This is a genomic window from Aureibaculum luteum (genome assembly GCF_003449015.1).
GTDB lineage: Bacteria > Bacteroidota > Bacteroidia > Flavobacteriales > Flavobacteriaceae > Aureibaculum > Aureibaculum luteum.
This window is the reverse complement of the sequence record NZ_QRGD01000006.1, coordinates 92,285-110,440: the sequence shown is the minus strand read 5'-3', so window position 1 is coordinate 110,440 and position 18,156 is coordinate 92,285. Positions and strand designations below refer to the sequence as shown.

The following is an 18,156-nucleotide window of genomic DNA, read 5'->3' as shown; positions in this document are numbered from 1 at the left end:
TGGTAATCAAACTAACATTTCAATTTGTTTTTTCTCAACCAAAAATTTTTTCACTAGCATTAATAAAAGGCTGTTTCGTAATACGAATACCCGTTGCAGCTTTAATAGCATTTGCTACAGCTGCACTTGCTGGTGGTAAAGCAGGTTCGCCTAGACCCGTTGGTGCTATTTCATTTTTAATAAAATGAACTTCAACTTTCGGTGTTTCTTTCATTCTTACCAAACGATAATTATGAAAGTTTGTAGACTGCGGTACACCCTGTTTAAATTCTAAATTGCCATACATAGCGTGGCCAATTCCATCAAGTACACCACCTTCCACTTGGTTTCTTGCTCCTAATGGATTTACAACAATACCACAATCTAATACACAAGTAACTTTTTTTACTACAGGTACGCCAGCTTCCATAACCACATCAGCCACTTCGGCAACATGCGTATTATGGCAATAATATGCCGCAAATCCTTGATATGTGTTTTTGTCTACTTTTCCCCAATTTGATTTTTCTACAGCCTCGTTTATTACGGCTTCTAAACGTTCTGGCGAATATTCAATGCGTTCATCTGTTGTACCTTTTACATTTTGTAGTAAATCTAAACGTAATTGAATTTTATCAACATCCATAGTTTCAGCCAATTCATCAAAGAAACTTTGTTCTGCAAAGGCTAAGAAATTAGTATAAGGTGCTCGCCATGCTCCTGTAGTAATATTACTTTTATAATTAGCTATATCTACTTGGTAGTTTTCTATAGCACCTGCAGGAAAAAAGTTGGAAATTAATCCATACATATTACTATTTATAGCCGCTTCTTTTAAATGATATCCAGTAACTTTACTATCTTTTATGGCAGCACTTATGTTGTACTTAATGGCGGGTTTATAAATACCATCAGCCATATCATCTTCTCTTGAAAAAAGTACTTGTATAGGTTTTTTTGCAATATTTGATATTAAAGCCGCTTCTATGGCAAAATCACCATATAATCTTCTTCCAAATCCACCACCCATACGTGTCATTTCTAAAGAAACATCTTTAATATCTCTTTCTAATTCTTTAGCAATTCTATTGGCAGTACCTGCTGGAGTTTGAATGGGACCTACTAATTCCACTTTTTTATCTGTGACGTCAGCGAAAAAATTCATAGGTTCTAAACAATTATGAGGTAGGAATGGAGATTCATAAGTACGTTCCAAAACAGAATCTGCTTCCTTAAAAGCTTTATTAATATCACCATCTTTTCGGAGGGTTTCAAATGTGTTTCCCGCTAATAAATCAAACAATATTTTGTCATGATCTTCGGTGCTTTCTAGAGTTGTATCTTCTTTCCAAGTAGCTTTTAAATTTTTTTTGGCTTGCATGGCAATCCATGTACTAGTTGCTAAAACAGCTATTTTATCCCCAAATTGAAAAACGTCAACCACACCTTCTTTGGATTTAGCTTCGGCATCATCAAAAGAAACTAATTTTTGCCCAAATGCTGGTGGTCTCATTACCGAGGCATATAACATACCCTCACGTTTAAAATCGATTCCAAATAAAGATTTACCAGTTATAATTTCATCAACGTCAACATTTTGAACATCTTGACCGATGATTTTAAAGTCTTTAGGATTTTTTAATTTGACATCTTTGGGTACTTCTAATTTTGCAGCATCGAGCACTACTTCACCATATCCTAGTTTTTCGCCTTTTTTGTTAGAAATAACCCCGTTTTCCACACTACATTCCTTAGCGTCAACTCCCCATTTTGCAGCTGCCGCATTGACTAACATTTGCTTGGCGGTTGCTCCTGTTTGCCGTAACGGTTCCCAACCATGTCTAATGGATTGACTTCCGCCTGCTACTTGTCTTTGAAATACATCCATATCTAATCCACCTTGGACTACATGAACATTATCCCAAGAAACATCTAATTCCTCAGCAATTAACATTGGCATTGACGTTTTTACACCTTGTCCAATTTCAGGATTGGGTGCAAAAATGGTGACCATTCCATTGTCTGCTATTTTAATGAATCCATTAAAATCATTAAAATTAAGTTTAGATATATCAATTGCAGGTTTTACCTTAGGTTTACATGCATTGAATAAATTAAACCCAATGATCATTCCTCCTCCAGCAAGAGCTGATGTTCGTAAAAACGATCTTCTATCTATGTTTTTCTTTTGTGATTTCATCTATCTCGGAATTAACTATTAGCAGTGGCTGCTTTAGCAACAGCTTTTTCAATACGGTTATAAGAGGCACATCTACAAATATTACTATGCATGGCATCTCTAATTTCATCGCTATTTGGTTTAGGGTTTTTCTCTAAAAAAGCAGTGGCTGTCATAATTTGTCCCGCTTGGCAGTAACCACATTGTGGAACATCAATTTCTTTCCAAGCCAATTGAACAGGATGATCTCCAGCTTCAGAAATACCTTCAATAGTAGTTATGGAATTATCAACAACTGATGAAATTGGTAAAGAGCAACTTCTAACAGGTTCGCCATTTAGGTGGATGGTACACGCACCACATTGGCCAATACCACATCCGTATTTTGTACCTAATAGGTTTAGATGATCTCGTAACACCCATAAAATAGGAGTATCTTCACTTACCTCTATGTCGTAAGATTTATTATTTACTTGTAGTTTGAATTTTGCCATTTGAAGATTGTTTAGTTAAAATAAACCAATTACTTGTGATAAGTTATAGAATTCTAGCAAGTTAATAAAAAAATAAATGCGGTTTGATGAATTTAACAATCTGCGATAATATATTATGAACAAAAAAACGCAATAAGAAATACTTATTGCGTTTTTAAAATAGAATTGATTAATCTATTTAGTTCATTTTTTGTAACCAATGCTTAACGTCAACTTCCTTTTTGATAATTTCTCGTAAATCTTCAATTTTAACACGTTTTTGTTCCATTGTATCTCTATGTCGAATGGTTACTGTATTATTTTCAAGGGTCTCATGATCAACGGTAATACAAAAAGGTGTTCCGTTAGCATCTTGACGTCTATAACGCTTACCAACGGCATCTTTTTCATCATAAAACACGTTAAAATCCCATTTTAAATCTTCTACAATTTGTTTCGCAACTTCTGGTAAACCATCTCTTTTAAGTAATGGTAAAATAGCCGCTTTTGTAGGTGCCAATACTGCTGGTAACTTTAAAACGGTTCTTGTGGTATTGTTATCTAATTCTTCTTCTACTAAAGCATTTGAGAATACTGCTAAAAACATTCTATCTAAGCCTATAGACGTTTCTAAAACGTAAGGTGTGTAGCTTGCATTTTCTTCATGATCGAAATACTGAAGTTTTTTACCAGAAAACTCCTCATGTTGTTTTAAATCAAAATCTGTACGCGAGTGTATTCCTTCTAATTCTTTAAATCCGAAAGGGAATTTAAACTCTATATCGGTTGCAGCATCTGCATAATGTGCTAATTTTTCATGATCGTGAAAACGATAATTTTCTTCGCCCATACCCAATGATAGATGCCATTTTAAACGGGCTTCTTTCCAGTGTTTAAACCATTCTTTTTGAGTTCCTGGTTTAATAAAAAATTGCATTTCCATTTGTTCAAACTCACGCATTCTAAATATGAATTGACGTGCAACAATTTCATTTCTAAAGGCTTTACCTGTTTGAGCTATCCCAAAAGGAATTTTCATTCGTCCTGTTTTTTGGACATTTAAAAAATTGACAAAAATACCTTGAGCCGTTTCTGGACGTAAATATAAATCCATTGCAGAATCGGCAGAAGCCCCAAGTTTGGTGCCAAACATTAGGTTAAACTGTTTCACTTCAGTCCAATTTCGAGAGCCAGATAAAGGATCTGCAATTTCTAATTCTTCAATTAGAGCTTTGACGTCTACGAGGTCTTCTTTTTCTAAAGATTTCCCCATCCTAGTTAAGATACTATTAATTTTTTCTTGATAACCTACAACACGAGGATTGGTGCTTACAAACTCTTCTTTGTTAAATGAATCTCCAAAACGTTTTTCAGCTTTAGCTACTTCTTTATTTATTTTGCCTTCTATTTTAGCACAATAATCTTCTATCAAAACATCAGCTCTGTAACGTTTTTTAGAATCTTTGTTATCTATTAATGGATCATTAAAAGCATCAACGTGACCTGAAGCTTTCCATGTAGTAGGATGCATAAAGATAGAAGCATCTAAACCCACAATATTATCATTTAATTGCACCATGGCTTTCCACCAATAGTCGCGTATGTTTTTTTTAAGTTCAACTCCGTTCTGAGCATAATCGTAAACGGCACTTAAGCCATCGTAAATCTCACTACTTTGAAATACATAACCGTATTCTTTAGCATGAGAGATAACTTTTTTAAATTGATCTTCTGGTTTTATCATGTTGCAAAAATAGAAAATTATACATGAATTGATTTAAACTTTTTGCGTTTAAACTAAAAATATTATTTTTTTTTTCAATGGACAGCTTTTTTGAGGTCTAGAGTAGAATTTCAAGAGGAAATAAAGGCGAAAATGGAGTTCTATAATATCGTTTAGTCAAAGAGATAAAGTTTAAAAAACTAGTTTATGCTCTAAAATAAAAAAGTGTAACTAGTTTACCTAGTTACACTTTAATTTTTTATGTTAGAATTTAAAATCTTACAAACCTAAAAAGGCATCTTTTAATTCTAATTTAGCAGCACCTACAATGTTGCCTTCTACATATACTTTTACAGTATAATTACCTTTTACAAATTTTTGAGGAATCTTTTCTACAAACATTACGACATCTTTATCAAGATTTTTATAATCAACAACATCAGTGTCAGTATATGGCATTTCCTTACCATCATTGGCGGTAAAAGTTCCTTTTTCGCTTAAAACTTTACCACTTGGGTTTTGAATAACAATATATGCCGTTTTATCACCAGGTGTAGCAATTTCGTTTCCTTCAATTCTAAAAGTTACACGAATAGCTTCTGCCTTTTGAGCTTTAGTAGTTTCTGCATACTTACCATTACCTCTTAATCTCATAGCCATTGCAGCTACAGAGTTAACCCTTAATGCACCACCAATTTTTACTTTTTCAGATAAATTTACGTTTTGAGCCATCAAAGTGTCATTTGCATTGGTTTGCTCAATTAACTTACCTGTTATGCTATCTCTTTGAATGGTTAAATCATTATTTACTAAAAATAATGAATCAGCTACACTCATTAATCTTTCATTAGTTTTTTCTAAATCTGAAATTTTCCCTCGGTAACGTCTAATTAATGACCAGTTGGTACTTTTTAGATTTTGAACAGAATCTTTAAAAGCGATAATTCTATCTCTTTCAATAGTTAATTCTTCAGACATTGAATTGTTTTGAGCAATAGCAGTGTCGTATTTTTCTTCCATAGCAGTTAAGTTACCTAAGATTTGTTCTTTTTCTTGATTCAAGAATTCTTCAGAGGCTTTAAACTTAGAAGTAGTACGCATAGTGTAAACACCTAACCCGACAAGCAATGCTAATAATATACCTATTATAATTTTTTTGTTTGAAGATGATTTTTGTTCTTCCATAGTGAAAATAATTAAAGTTTTAATTTAGAGTTTGTTAAATACTTATGTAAGCAAAACGTAAATTTAGAAAAATATTGTATTCAGCGTTATCTTTTTTTGCATTTATATATAAAGGCAGGAGGTATATTTCTTATTTCAAATTCTAAATCAACATTGCTATATATTTTTTTAAATTTCTTATAATAGGTTAAGCTATATTGATATTGTAAGAAGCAGCCATCATCTTTTAGTTGAGCATAACTTTCGTCAAGAATTTTCTTTGTAACGTTGTCAGGAATGTTAGTGAGTGGTAAGCTAGAAACGAAATAATCAATATTTGAAATGTTTAATTTTTCGCAAACCGATTTTATATTTTCACATGACTCGTTTAAAACAGTTAATCTGGAATCTTTAAATGTTTTTAAATGTTCATAGAATTTTTCATTAATTTCAAAAGAGATCAATTTACTGTCTTTATTTAATTTTTTAAGAAGTTCTTTTGTGAAATTACCATTACCTGATCCATATTCAACAATCACATTTGTTTTTGTGAAATCAACTTCTTTTAGCATTTTATTTATTAAATATTTTGAACTAGGAGCCACAGTACCAGAAACTTTAATATTTTTAATGGCTTCTTTTATAAATGCTTTTTTTGTTTTCAATATCGTATCTTTAGTGAAATATCAGTTAAATTCACGGAATAATTGTCAAAGATGCGATTTTTTAGAGATATTTATCACTTATTTTTTCCTAAAATTTGTGTATGTTGTAAAGAACAATTGTTACAAAATGAAGAGACCTTATGTTTAAAATGTAGATTTGAGCTCCCAATAACAGATTTTATTACTGAAATTGATAATAAAGTAGAGAAAGCCTTCTTCGGTCGTTTGCCTATAGAATTTGGAGCATCATTGTTTTATTATAAAACGAAAGGCGTATCTCAACAACTTATCTATCAATTAAAATATAGAGGTCAGCAAGATATAGGTAGTCTATTAGGAAATTGGATGGGAGCTCAATTGAAAGAGAGTCAAAGGTTTCCAAAAGTTGATTATATAGTTCCCGTTCCATTACATGCAAAAAAACTTAAGAAAAGAGGATATAACCAATTGACTATTTTTGGATTGAGTTTGTCTGAAATCATAAAAACACCTTATTTAGAAGATGTTTTAGTGCGAAAATCAAAAACGGAAACACAAACGTTAAAACAACGTTTTGACCGATGGAAAAACGTACAAGAAATATTTGATGTAAGTACTTCTAACTTTTTCGATAATACGCATGTGTTATTAATAGATGATGTTATTACAACGGGAGCAACCTTAGAAGCATGTGCTAATCAAATATTAAAATCAAATAATGTAAAAATAAGTATTGTTACAATGGCTTATACCGAATAGATTATTTCTTTACTTTTGCAACAAATTAAAACAATGAGGAAACAACTTTCTGTACTTTTTGGACTTTTACTTTTGGTGCTTTTTTTAACGGATTGTGCTAAAAGGGGAAGACCTACTGGTGGAGATAAGGATGAGGATGCTCCATTATTGGAAAAATCTTTTCCAGCAAATTATTCTACAAATTTTAAAGGGAAAGAGTTAAAGCTAATATTTGATGAATATGTGAAGCTGAAAGATGTAAACACTCAATTAATTATATCACCTCCTTTAAAGAACAGTCCTTTAATTACTCCAATAGGTACGGCTAGCAAAACAATTACTATAAAAATTTTAGATACGTTAAAAGAAAATACAACGTATTCCTTTAATTTCGGACAGAGTGTAACCGATAATAACGAAGGTAATATTTTTAATAATTTTAAATTTGTTTTTTCAACAGGACCTATCATAGATTCTCTTATAATAAATGGTAATATAAAAGATGCCTTTAATAAGAAAACTGATGAGAATGTGACCGTAATGCTGTATGAAATAAATGAGGCTTTTAAAGATTCAGTTATTTATAAGGAAAAACCCTATTATGTAGGTAATACCTTAGATTCTACTGTTTGGGAAATTACCAATATAAAAGCAGGTGAATATTTGCTAATGGCGTTAGGTGATAAATCTAAAAATTATACTTTTGATCCTAAAGAGGATAAAATTGGTTTTGAACAAAAGAATATTACAATACCAACAGATTCGAGTTATAGTATTAAATTATTTAAAGAAATACTTCCTTTTAGGTTTACAAGACCTTTTGAAGTGAGCAAAGGGCATATACAGTTTGGATATGAAGGCCTAGCAGACAGCATAAAAATAGAGCCTTTAAGCGTTATTCCTGATTTTAAAAGTGTATCTAGTTTTGAAAAAGATAAAGATACATTGAATTATTTTTTTAAAGGAAGTGTGGCTGATTCTATTCAATTTAAAGTGTCTAATAGAAGAGTTATAGATACCGTAATTGTGAAATTGCGTTCAAAAAAAGTAGATACACTCCGATTAACAAAGTTGAACTCTAGTGAATTTCAGTTAAAAAATCAATTAAAAATTTTAAGTAATTTACCATTAGCATCAGTAGATACAACTAAAATTGATTTTTTCGATCAAGATACTATTTCAGTAAAGTATGACATGAAAATTTCAGAGGATAAATCAGAACTTATTTTCGACTTTGAGAAAAAATACGATCAAAAATATTCGATGGAGATTTTACCTAATTCTATTTTTAACTTTTTTGAACAAAGCAATGATACTCTAAAATATAAATTTAGCACGAAAAAAGTAGAAGATTACGGTAAGTTATTTGTCACTTTAAAAGGTGTTCAAAAGTTTCCAATTATTGTTCAGTTACTATCAAGTAAAGAAAAAATTGTTCAGGAAATCTATGCTATTGAAGAGCAACAATACGATTTTATTGATTTATTGCCTGGTAAATATTTTCTAAGAGTTATTTATGACGAAAACGAAAATAAAATATGGGACACGGGTAATTTTCTGCGTAAAGAACAACCAGAAAAAGTAATATACCTTGAGTTTACTAATGATGTAAGGGCGAATTGGGAAATGCCAGAGTCGTTTATTTTGGAATAGAATTTAAAACGAAAATTTTACATTTTAAATAGCTGTAGTTTTACAACTTATTTAAGTAACATTTGTTCCATTAAATTCTTTTAATATGTTAAGTCTAAAGCCTATCTTTGTATTTAGAATGAATATAAAGAAGTGAGAAAATTATAGCAAAATGAAATTTAGTAAAGAAGATATATACAATGCGTTAGATAGCATTACGGCACCTGGTGAAGGTAAAAGTTTAGTTGAGAGTAAATCTATTGGTAATATCGTAATTTTTGGCAATGAAGTTGTTGTTGATGTGGTTATTAGCAATCCTACTTTACAGGCTAAGAAAAAAGTGGAAGTGGAAATAATGAAGGCAATTCACGACCGTGTTTATCAGAAAATTGATGTGAAAGTCAATGTGAAAGTGAATGCCCCTGCTCCTGAAAAAAAGCCAAGTAATTTAATAAAGGGTAAAAAAATTGAAGGAATTCAAAACATAATTGCCATTGCTTCTGGTAAAGGAGGAGTTGGTAAATCAACTATTACTGCTAATTTGGCCATTACTTTATCAAAAATGGGATTTAAAGTTGGTGTTTTAGATGCCGATGTTTATGGACCATCAATGCCTATAATGTTTGATGTTGCTGATGAAAAACCAATTGCCATTACTGTTGATGGACGCTCTAAAATGAAGCCTATTGAAAGCTATGGTGTAAAGTTATTATCTCTTGGGTTTTTTACACAACCTGATCAAGCAGTTATTTGGAGAGGACCAATGGCGTCAAAAGCTTTAAACCAGCTTATTTTTGATGCAGAATGGGGAGAACTTGACTTTATGTTGATTGACTTGCCTCCAGGAACTGGTGATATTCATTTATCCATCGTTCAGGCAGTTCCAATTTCTGGAGCAGTAATAGTGAGTACACCGCAAAAGATTGCTTTGGCAGATGCAAAAAAAGGAGTAGCGATGTTTGAACAGAAAAACATTAGCGTTCCGGTGTTAGGAATTGTTGAAAATATGAGCTACTTTACACCAGCAGAATTGCCTGATAATAAGTATTATATCTTTGGAAAGGATGGAGCTAGAAATTTGGCGGATGATTTAAAAACAGCATTTTTAGGAGAGGTACCACTAGTACAGAGTATAAGAGAAGCAGGAGATGTAGGACATCCAGTTGCGTTACAAAATGACACACCTTTGGAGGAGGCTTTTATAAATATCACTAAAAATTTGGTAACCCAACTAGTAAAAAGAAATGACGATTTACCACCAACTGAAGTTGTTAAAATAACAACTATGGCAGGTTGTAGTGCCGTAAATAAATAAGAGAATGACAGCAGAAAAATTAAAAAACGAAGTAGAAAAAGCATTGGCAGAAATTAGGCCTTTTTTAGAGTCTGATGGTGGAGATATTTCTCTTGTTTCAATTGATAAAAATATCGTAAAAGTTCAGCTATTAGGAGCGTGTATTGGCTGTTCTGTTAATCAAATGACCTTAAAGAATGGTGTAGAAGCCACAATTAAAAAATACGCTCCACAAATTAAAGAGGTGGTTAGCGTTAAATAATTTTGGCTTCCTAAAATTTTAGGACTCAAACCATTAAAAAAATAATCACTATCTTTGAGTTTGAACAATTGTATATACAATGCAAACTTCTTTTACAGAATTATTAGTACTTCTTAAGCTTCTGATGAAGCGAAATCCTGAATGACGTTTACTTTTTCGTAAGTAAACTTTTTACAGAACTCATATTGACTTTTTTTTCCAATTGAAAATGAGTTTTTTAACTTAAAACATTTTTAATTATGCCTAGATATCATAAATTGGGTAAAATACCTCCTAAAAGACACACCATTTTTAAGAACGATTCAGGTGATTTCTATTACGAAGAACTTTTCGGAACAATTGGTTTTGATGGAATGTCATCTTTGTTGTACCATACACATAGACCAACGCAAGTTAAAGCAGTATTGAAATCTTATGATGTTTCTCCAAAAATAGCTGTGGAAAAAAATATGAAATCATTGAGTTTAAATGGTTTTAATGTTAAAGCAACAGCCGATTTTTTAGAGAGTCGAAAAATAATGTTAGCTAATAGTGATTGCTATATTGCATTAGCCGCTCCACAAAAATCAGTAAGAGATTATTTTTATAAAAATACCGATTCAGATGAAGTATTGTTTATTCATAAGGGGTCTGGAAAATTACGAACATTTCTTGGGAATATTGATTTTGAATATGGCGATTACCTGGTAATTCCAAGAGGAATGATTTACCAAATTGAATTTGATACTGAAGATAATAGATTGTTTATTGTGGAGTCTAAGCATCCTATTTATACACCAAAACGTTATCGAAACTGGTTTGGACAACATTTAGAGCATTCTCCTTTTTGTGAACGAGATATGCATCCACCAAGTGAACTGGAAACTTTTTCGGATAAAGGAGAGTTTATCCTCAAAGTGAAAAAACAAGATATGATACACGAATATGTGTATGTAGGTCATCCCTTTAGTGTTGTGGGTTGGGATGGTTATAATTATCCTTATAAATTGTCAATCCATGATTTTGAGCCAATTACTGGGCGAATTCATCAGCCGCCACCTGTTCACCAAACTTTTGAAACTAGTGCTTTTGTAATCTGTTCGTTTGTGCCTAGATTGTATGATTATCATCCTCAATCTATTCCAGCTCCTTATAATCATAGTAATATTGATTCTGATGAGGTGCTGTATTATGTTGATGGCGATTTTATGAGTAGAAATAATATTGGCATTGGTCAAATTACGTTGCATCCGTCAGGAATTCCTCATGGTCCGCACCCAGGAGCAATGGAACGTAGTGTTGGTCAAACCAAAACAGAAGAATTGGCAGTTATGGTTGATACTTTTAAACCGCTCATGGTTACAGAAGAAGCATTAAAAATTGATACAGGAGATTATCACACCTCTTGGCTAGATGAAAATCATTAAAAAGAAAACATGGCAGATATAAAGAATTTAAAAGATTTACAAAATACAGAATATGGTATCAAAAAAATATTTGAAGATGCCGAAGATTTTTTGCCTTTACTGGGTACCGATTATGTAGAATTATATGTGGGGAATGCCAAGCAATCGGCACACTTCTATAAAACAGCATTCGGGTTTCAATCAGAAGCTTATGCGGGATTAGAAACAGGTGTAAAAGACCGTGTTTCATATGTGCTAAAACAAGATAAGATCAGGTTGGTGTTAACTACTTCGTTGGTTAAGGGTGGCGTAATTAATGAACATATAAATGAGCATGGTGATGGTGTGAAAGTAGTAGCTCTTTGGGTTGATGATGCGACTAAAGCTTTTGATGAAACTACCAAAAGAGGAGCGAAGCCATTTTTGAAACCCACTAAAGAAGAAGATAAAGATGGAGTTGTAATTCGGTCAGGGATTTATACCTATGGTGAAACGGTTCATGTATTTGTAGAACGTAAAGATTACAAGGGTCTATTTTTACCTGGCTATAAAAAATGGGAATCACATTACAACCCAGAACCTGTAGGATTAAAATTTATTGACCACATGGTAGGTAATGTGGGATGGGGAGAAATGAAGCAATGGTGTGATTTTTATGCTAAAACCATGGGCTTTGCACAAATCATCTCCTTTACGGATGATGATATTTCAACTGAATATACGGCATTAATGAGTAAAGTAATGTCAAACGGTAATGGTAGAATAAAATTCCCCATAAATGAACCAGCCAAAGGTCAAAAGAAATCGCAAATTGAAGAATATTTAGATTTTTACAATGGACCGGGGGTTCAGCATATTGCCGTAGCAACTAATGATATTGTAAAAACAGTAGGAGCAATGCGAGATAGAGGTGTGGAGTTTCTATATGTACCAGATACCTATTATGATGATTTGCTGGAACGTGTTGGTGAAATTGATGAAGATGTAGAAGTGCTAAAAGAGCATGGAATTTTAATTGATAGAGATGAGGAAGGTTATTTATTACAATTGTTTACAAAACCAGTAGTGGATAGACCTACTATGTTTTTTGAAGTAATACAGCGTAAAGGAGCACAATCTTTTGGTGTTGGTAATTTTAAAGCTTTGTTTGAAGCGATTGAAAGAGAACAAGCCAATCGAGGAACTTTATAAAATCATTACTCCGAAAGAAAGAGTTCAAACTTTTAATTCCCCTCCTTTTCAAGTAGGGGTGCCCGCGGGGTGGGGTGGTTATTGTTGTCTATAAATCACTCAGATAATCAATTTAAGTATCTCAAGTTGAAGTGTATCTCTGGATTTTTATTTCCTAATTTGTAAACATTATCGACAACCTTTTTTATATATTCCAAGATTAGGATTGAAGATGTATCGCTTTTGAAAAAATGTAAATAAATTAAATTTAGTTTCCCTTTATATTCTGTCATTTCTAAATTTTCAGATAACTTGTAATTTTGGTAGTAGATGTTTTTGCTTAATTTATTCTTGTTAAAGAAAATGAAAACTACATAGCCATTTTTATAATTTCCGATATCGACATTGCCTCTTTCAATCCATATAGGAACATGTTTTAGACTATCGACAGTTAGAATAATTCTTTCGTTATAGTAAAGTTCCATTTGAAGATGCCTTAATTTAGCATCTTTAATGAATTTTTCAATAAATGCCTCTGGCATTTTTGGTTTGTATGGAAAAAATTTTTTAAAGAAAGACATCTATTTTTTGAATAAATTAATTCAATATCCTCTTCACCAACTTATCTTTAGCCTCTTGATCATCTCCACACAACCATTGTATTACATTATCTTCCCACATAGCGTCCTTTTCTGCTTCACTAATAATATTTCTATCAATAGCCAAGTCTAAAATTTTACCGGGATAAGAAGATTGTTTAACACTTTCCATTTCGCCTAAAGGATATGGGTCGTCTAGGCCAATTAAAACTTGTTTGGCTCCTTGATTTTCTATAAGTAATTTCAGAGAACCTGTATCATGCACTAGGGTGTCAAAAAAGATGTTTTTATGTCCAACAGCAGCTCTAGGATGGTAATCACCTTCAAATAAATCAGGTCTACCATCAAAACCTTGAATCCGTCTTCCTAGGTTGATTTGTGCTAACTGTCCACCATGAGCAAAGCAAGTTCGCATATTTGGAAATCGTTCTTGATACCCTTTTATAGTAAAAAAGTGATACGCATCAGCACATTGAGCTAGCATCCAAATGAGATGAAAACGCCAAGATGTATTTTCTAATTTAATGAATTTTTCACCATCATAGGGGTGGATTTCCACCGCTAAATTCAATTTACTAGCCAATTCAAAAATAGGCTCATTTTCTTCATCAAAAATACAACGCCAAGTGCCAATAGTATCCATATAATGTGTGGGTAAGCAAAGCAATTGCATGCCTTGTTCAACGCAACGTTCAATTTCCCAACAGGCACCTTTTACAAAACCTGGATGTACTACAAATCCGCAAGTAAATTTACTAGGATGTTCTTGTTGAATTTTAGCGTTAAAATCATTTTGAAAACGCAATGCTTTTTTCATTTCTTCAACACGTAGTCCATTTCCGTATAACTGTGACAAATTAAGTACCACGGCATGGTCTATTTTGAAACGCTCCATCCAAGCTAATTTTTCGTGTAAGAAGAAACTAGAATCGGTTACAGGTCTGCTCCAATCTTTTTGAAGCATAAATTTCCGGTCTTTATCTACCCAAAAAATACCCTTATCTTTCATGTATTGAGGTATTTCCTCTGGATAAGGTAGTAAGTGTGAATGTCCGTTAATACGTAATTTGCGTTTTTTTTCCATCATGTCATTCCCGTGAATTCGGGAATCTTATTAATGTTAGTTAAATTATTTTATTAATACTGTCATTGCGAGAAGCATAAACGAATTATATCTATAAGTTGTAATTATGGATGCGACGCGGCAATCTCATTAATGTTACCACTACTCTATTTTTACTTTTTTTGGTGGCTCCATAACTTCACCACAATTTGGACACGAACGTTTCTTTTTGTCCGTATAATAAGTGTCAAAAATTACAGGCATATCGGTTTCAATATTTTTTACGGTAAAGTCTTCTTCGTATAATTTGGTAGTACAATTTTCGCAAAACCAAAGTAAGGCATCTCGCATCCCTTCAGGACGTTTGTATTCAATTACCAAGCCTACAGTATTGGCACCACGTTGAGGAGAATGTGGCACTTTTGGTGGTAATAAATAAATATCACCTTCTTTGATGTGGACATCTTTTGGAGTGCCATTGTCTATAATTTTTAGTACAATATCACCTTCTACTTGATAGAAAAATTCTGGTGTTTCATTGTAATGATAATCTTTTCTATTGTTTGGACCTCCTACAACCATCACTATAAAATCACCATCTTTCCAGACTACTTTATTGCCCACAGGTGGTTTTAATAAATGTCTGTTTTCTTCAATCCATTCTTTAAAATTTAAAGGAGAAACTAATTTGCTCATGATAAAAGCCCCTCTTAATCTCCCCGAAGGGGAGAAACTCAATACGGGAAAATTGAGTTGTTATTAAACAATGTTTTTCAAGTATAAATGTACAAAATTTTCGCATCGAAATTTCCCTTCCCTTAGGGAAGGCTAGGATGGGATATTACAATGATTTCGTTCTGCCACCATCTACAGGTAAATTAATACCATTGATATAACTAGCAGCTTCCGTAGCTAAAAAAGCGACGGCATTTGCTATTTCTCCTGGTTGTGCAAAACGTTTGGCAGGAATACCATTCTTCATAGCTTTTGAAATTTCTTCAGGTTTTCTGCCTGTTTTAGTCGCTTTATTATTGATTATTTCAGTCAATCTGGTGGTGGCCGTTGCTCCAGGTAAAACATTATTTACGGTAATACCATATTCTCCCAATTCATTAGCTAAGGTCTTACTCCAATTGGCAACAGCACCTCTAATGGTATTACTCACGCCCAACCCATCCAACGGTTGTTTTACTGAGGTTGAAATAATGTTAATAATTCTACCAAAATCAGCTTCTTTCATTTTTGGAACTACTGTTTGAACCAATATATGATTCGCTTTTAAATGTTGTGTAAAAGCACTTTCAAATTCTGATAACTCTGCGGATAAGGCAGCTCCTCCAGCTGGCCCCCCAGTGTTGTTAACTAATATGTGATAAGTGTCAACTTCAGCGAGTTTTCGAGCTACTTTTTGCCCTAATTCTACAGGGTTTTGAAAATCAGCCACGATATACGAATGATTTTGATAGGTGTTTGGTAATTCTGCTACTACCTGTTTTAATTTTTCTTCATTTCTGGCCACTAAGGTAATATTAGCACCCAATTCTGCCAATGCCATGGCACAGGCTTTACCAATTCCTTGTGTGCTACCACAAACCAATGCATTTTTGTTTTCTAATTTTAAGTTCATTCCCATCCCAACCTTCCCAAGGGGAAGGAGTTTTATTTTAGATTAATAATTTGATTTTTAGTTTCACCCAAGTTCCTTCCCTTCGGGAAGACGGAAGATGGGCTAATATTTTATACACACATTCTTCGCTTCTGTGAAAAAGCGTAAGGCTTCAAATCCGCCTTCTCGTCCCATTCCCGAGGCTTTTATGCCGCCAAAAGGTGTTCGTAAATCACGTAACATCCACGTATTTACCCAAACTATTCCAGCTTCGAGCTGATTGGTCATTCGCATGGTTCTAGACAAATCATTTGTCCATAAAGTTGCAGATAGCCCGTATTTAACATTATTTGCCATTTGTAAAGCTTCATCGTCACTTTTAAAAGGCATAATAGTAATCACAGGGCCAAATACTTCTTCTTGATTTATCCGACAATCGTTTGTTGTAATTTCAATAACTGTGGGGTCCAAATAATATCCATTTTCATAATCGGTGACGGTTACCTTTTCTCCACCACATAAAACATTTCCGTTTTCTGATTTTGAAATGTTGATATAATCTAAAACTTTTTCAAGATGCTCTTTAGAAATCAATGCTCCAATATTCGTATCAGAATTGGAAGGGTGTCCCACTTTTAATGCTTTTACTTTATTTATAAAATCCGTCTTGAATTTTTCATAAATAGATGCTTCTACAAAAATGCGACTACCGCATAAACATATTTGTCCTTGATTGGCAAATGAAGAGCGTACGGTAGTTTCTAACATTTCCGTATAATTACAATCGGCAAAGATGATGTTTGGGTTTTTCCCTCCTAATTCTAACGATAATTTTTTAAACATAGGAGCGGCTATTTTTGCAATTTCTGCTCCTGTTTTGGTACCTCCTGTAAATGAAATGGCTTTAATTTTAGGATGTTCTACAATAGCTTGCCCAGTTGTTGTTCCTAATCCGTGAACTATATTTAAAACCCCTTTTGGGAGTCCAGCCTCATTTAGTATCTCTCCAAGTAAAAAAGCGGTCATTGGCGTGACTTCGCTTGGTTTGGCAATTACACAGTTACCAGCAGCTAAAGCAGGGGCAATTTTCCATGTAAATAAATAGAGTGGAAGGTTCCACGGACTGATACAACCCACAACGCCAATTGGTTGGCGTAAGGTATAATTGATGGCGTTTTGTCCAACACTCTCGTGACTCTCACTTGCAAACTGCGTAATGGCATTTCCAAAAAAACGAAAATTACTCGCCGCTCTTGGAATATCTACTGTTTTTGCCAATGAGATAGGTTTGCCATTATCCTTACTCTCTGCTTCTGCAAATCGATCTAAATTGACTTCTATTAATTCTGAAATTTTAATGAGAATTCTACTACGTTCGTCCAATGTAGTTTGCGACCAAGAATCAAAAGCTGTTTTCGCAGCTTCAACAGCATTGTCTATATCTGCTTGAGTTGAATTGGGAATTTGTCCATAAACTTCACCATTGGCGGGACAATAATTATCTAGCCATCTATCTTTAATGGGAGGCGAAAATTTTCCGTTGATGTAGTTTAGGATTTTGGTCATTATTAACTTATTTCTTTTTTAAACTCACGTTTTACACCCCTATGAGCTTCGCTCGGTAGCTTCAAAACAAAACACATTTTGTTTCTCACTAATCCTCAAGGGGACAATCCTACCAATTGTAATTATTTCAAATCTCAAATCTTTTTATAAGCCATTACCTTAATCTCCACCACTAAATCTGGATGTGGTAATTGATGTACAGCAACAGTTGTTCTGGTTGGTCCCGTTTCTTTGTTAAAAAATTCAGCATAGGCTTTATTATAACCTGCAAAGTCATTCATGTTGACTAAGAAAGTAGTAACATCAACAATATCTTTTAAAGTAGCACCTTCATTGGCTAAATTTCGTTCAATGTTTTTTAGTACTTCACGGGTTTGAACTTCAATGTTGAGGTGTTTTGTACCCATTTCGTCAATAATATCAACACCAGCAATGGTATTGTCTGGTCTTCTTGAACTGGTACCAGATACGAATATAAAATCACCTACACGCTTGGTATGTGGGTATGCTCCTCGAGGTGTTACTTTGTTATCCATATAAAATCCCATCCTAGCCTTCCCGAAGGGAAGGAACTCCTAACTGGGTGGTTAAGAATGTTTTTATTGTTGAATTAATATTTTAAACATAAATATAGGGAAATTTTGCGTTTAAATCCCCCTCCCTTTGGGAGGGTCGGGGT

General features: G+C 33.3%; 17 protein-coding genes. 6 read left to right on the top strand and 11 right to left on the bottom strand.

Annotated features, from left to right (window positions below; translation table 11 throughout):
• Nucleotides 1-34: 34 nt before the first annotated feature.
• The 5 genes from D3P13_RS14330 to D3P13_RS14310 form a co-directional block, all read right to left on the bottom strand.
• Nucleotides 35-2,179 (bottom strand): xanthine dehydrogenase family protein molybdopterin-binding subunit, encoded by a 2,145-nt coding sequence (locus tag D3P13_RS14330; protein WP_117883562.1) that lies wholly within the window; start codon nt 2,177-2,179, stop codon nt 35-37.
• A gap of 11 nt (nt 2,180-2,190) precedes the next feature.
• Nucleotides 2,191-2,652 (bottom strand): (2Fe-2S)-binding protein, encoded by a 462-nt coding sequence (locus tag D3P13_RS14325; protein ID WP_117883561.1) that lies wholly within the window; start codon nt 2,650-2,652, stop codon nt 2,191-2,193.
• 178 nt (nt 2,653-2,830) lie between these two features.
• Nucleotides 2,831-4,375, bottom strand: a complete 1,545-nt coding sequence (locus tag D3P13_RS14320) for a glycine--tRNA ligase (RefSeq protein WP_117883560.1) — start codon at nt 4,373-4,375, stop codon at nt 2,831-2,833.
• A gap of 258 nt (nt 4,376-4,633) precedes the next feature.
• Nucleotides 4,634-5,539 carry a hypothetical protein gene (locus D3P13_RS14315; protein WP_117883559.1) on the bottom strand — a complete coding sequence of 302 codons (906 nt, stop codon included), beginning with the start codon at nt 5,537-5,539 and terminating at the stop codon, nt 4,634-4,636.
• Between the two features lie 86 nt (nt 5,540-5,625).
• On the bottom strand, nt 5,626-6,183 hold the full coding sequence (locus tag D3P13_RS14310; RefSeq protein ID WP_117883558.1) for a class I SAM-dependent methyltransferase: 558 nt from the start codon (nt 6,181-6,183) through the stop codon (nt 5,626-5,628).
• 51 nt (nt 6,184-6,234) lie between these two features.
• Between D3P13_RS14310 and D3P13_RS14305 the strand changes: the two genes are divergently transcribed.
• The 6 genes from D3P13_RS14305 to hppD all read left to right on the top strand — a co-directional run bounded on the left by D3P13_RS14305 (nt 6,235) and on the right by hppD (nt 12,664).
• A complete protein-coding gene (locus D3P13_RS14305; protein WP_117883557.1) occupies nt 6,235-6,921 on the top strand; it encodes a ComF family protein in 687 nt (228 codons plus the stop codon).
• Between the two features lie 33 nt (nt 6,922-6,954).
• Nucleotides 6,955-8,553 (top strand): Ig-like domain-containing protein, encoded by a 1,599-nt coding sequence (locus D3P13_RS14300; protein ID WP_117883556.1) that lies wholly within the window; start codon nt 6,955-6,957, stop codon nt 8,551-8,553.
• 151 nt (nt 8,554-8,704) lie between these two features.
• Nucleotides 8,705-9,847, top strand: coding sequence for an Mrp/NBP35 family ATP-binding protein (locus tag D3P13_RS14295; RefSeq protein WP_117883555.1), 1,143 nt, complete (start codon nt 8,705-8,707; stop codon nt 9,845-9,847).
• 4 nt (nt 9,848-9,851) lie between these two features.
• Nucleotides 9,852-10,088: a NifU family protein gene (locus tag D3P13_RS14290; RefSeq protein WP_117883554.1), complete on the top strand. Its 237-nt coding sequence runs from the start codon at nt 9,852-9,854 to the stop codon at nt 10,086-10,088.
• 239 nt (nt 10,089-10,327) lie between these two features.
• Nucleotides 10,328-11,494 (top strand): homogentisate 1,2-dioxygenase, encoded by a 1,167-nt coding sequence (locus D3P13_RS14285; RefSeq protein ID WP_117883553.1) that lies wholly within the window; start codon nt 10,328-10,330, stop codon nt 11,492-11,494.
• Nucleotides 11,495-11,503: 9 nt separating this feature from the next.
• Nucleotides 11,504-12,664, top strand: a complete 1,161-nt coding sequence (gene hppD / locus D3P13_RS14280; RefSeq protein WP_117883552.1) for a 4-hydroxyphenylpyruvate dioxygenase — start codon at nt 11,504-11,506, stop codon at nt 12,662-12,664.
• 107 nt (nt 12,665-12,771) lie between these two features.
• Here the strand turns inward: hppD and D3P13_RS14275 are convergent, their stop codons facing one another.
• The 6 genes from D3P13_RS14275 to D3P13_RS14250 all read right to left on the bottom strand — a co-directional run bounded on the left by D3P13_RS14275 (nt 12,772) and on the right by D3P13_RS14250 (nt 18,013).
• The gene (locus D3P13_RS14275) at nt 12,772-13,224 is read right to left on the bottom strand and encodes a hypothetical protein (protein WP_117883551.1); all 453 of its coding nucleotides are present in this window, start codon (nt 13,222-13,224) and stop codon (nt 12,772-12,774) included.
• Between the two features lie 16 nt (nt 13,225-13,240).
• Entirely contained in the window at nt 13,241-14,326 is a 1,086-nt protein-coding gene (locus D3P13_RS14270) for an amidohydrolase family protein (RefSeq protein WP_117883550.1), read from the bottom strand.
• Nucleotides 14,327-14,467: 141 nt separating this feature from the next.
• The gene (locus D3P13_RS14265; RefSeq protein ID WP_117883549.1) at nt 14,468-15,001 is read right to left on the bottom strand and encodes a 3-hydroxyanthranilate 3,4-dioxygenase; all 534 of its coding nucleotides are present in this window, start codon (nt 14,999-15,001) and stop codon (nt 14,468-14,470) included.
• 145 nt (nt 15,002-15,146) lie between these two features.
• Nucleotides 15,147-15,932, bottom strand: coding sequence for an SDR family oxidoreductase (locus D3P13_RS14260; RefSeq protein ID WP_117883721.1), 786 nt, complete (start codon nt 15,930-15,932; stop codon nt 15,147-15,149).
• A gap of 102 nt (nt 15,933-16,034) precedes the next feature.
• Entirely contained in the window at nt 16,035-17,477 is a 1,443-nt protein-coding gene (locus D3P13_RS14255; RefSeq protein WP_117883548.1) for an aldehyde dehydrogenase, read from the bottom strand.
• 134 nt (nt 17,478-17,611) lie between these two features.
• The gene (locus D3P13_RS14250) at nt 17,612-18,013 is read right to left on the bottom strand and encodes a RidA family protein (protein WP_117883720.1); all 402 of its coding nucleotides are present in this window, start codon (nt 18,011-18,013) and stop codon (nt 17,612-17,614) included.
• Nucleotides 18,014-18,156: the final 143 nt, after the last annotated feature.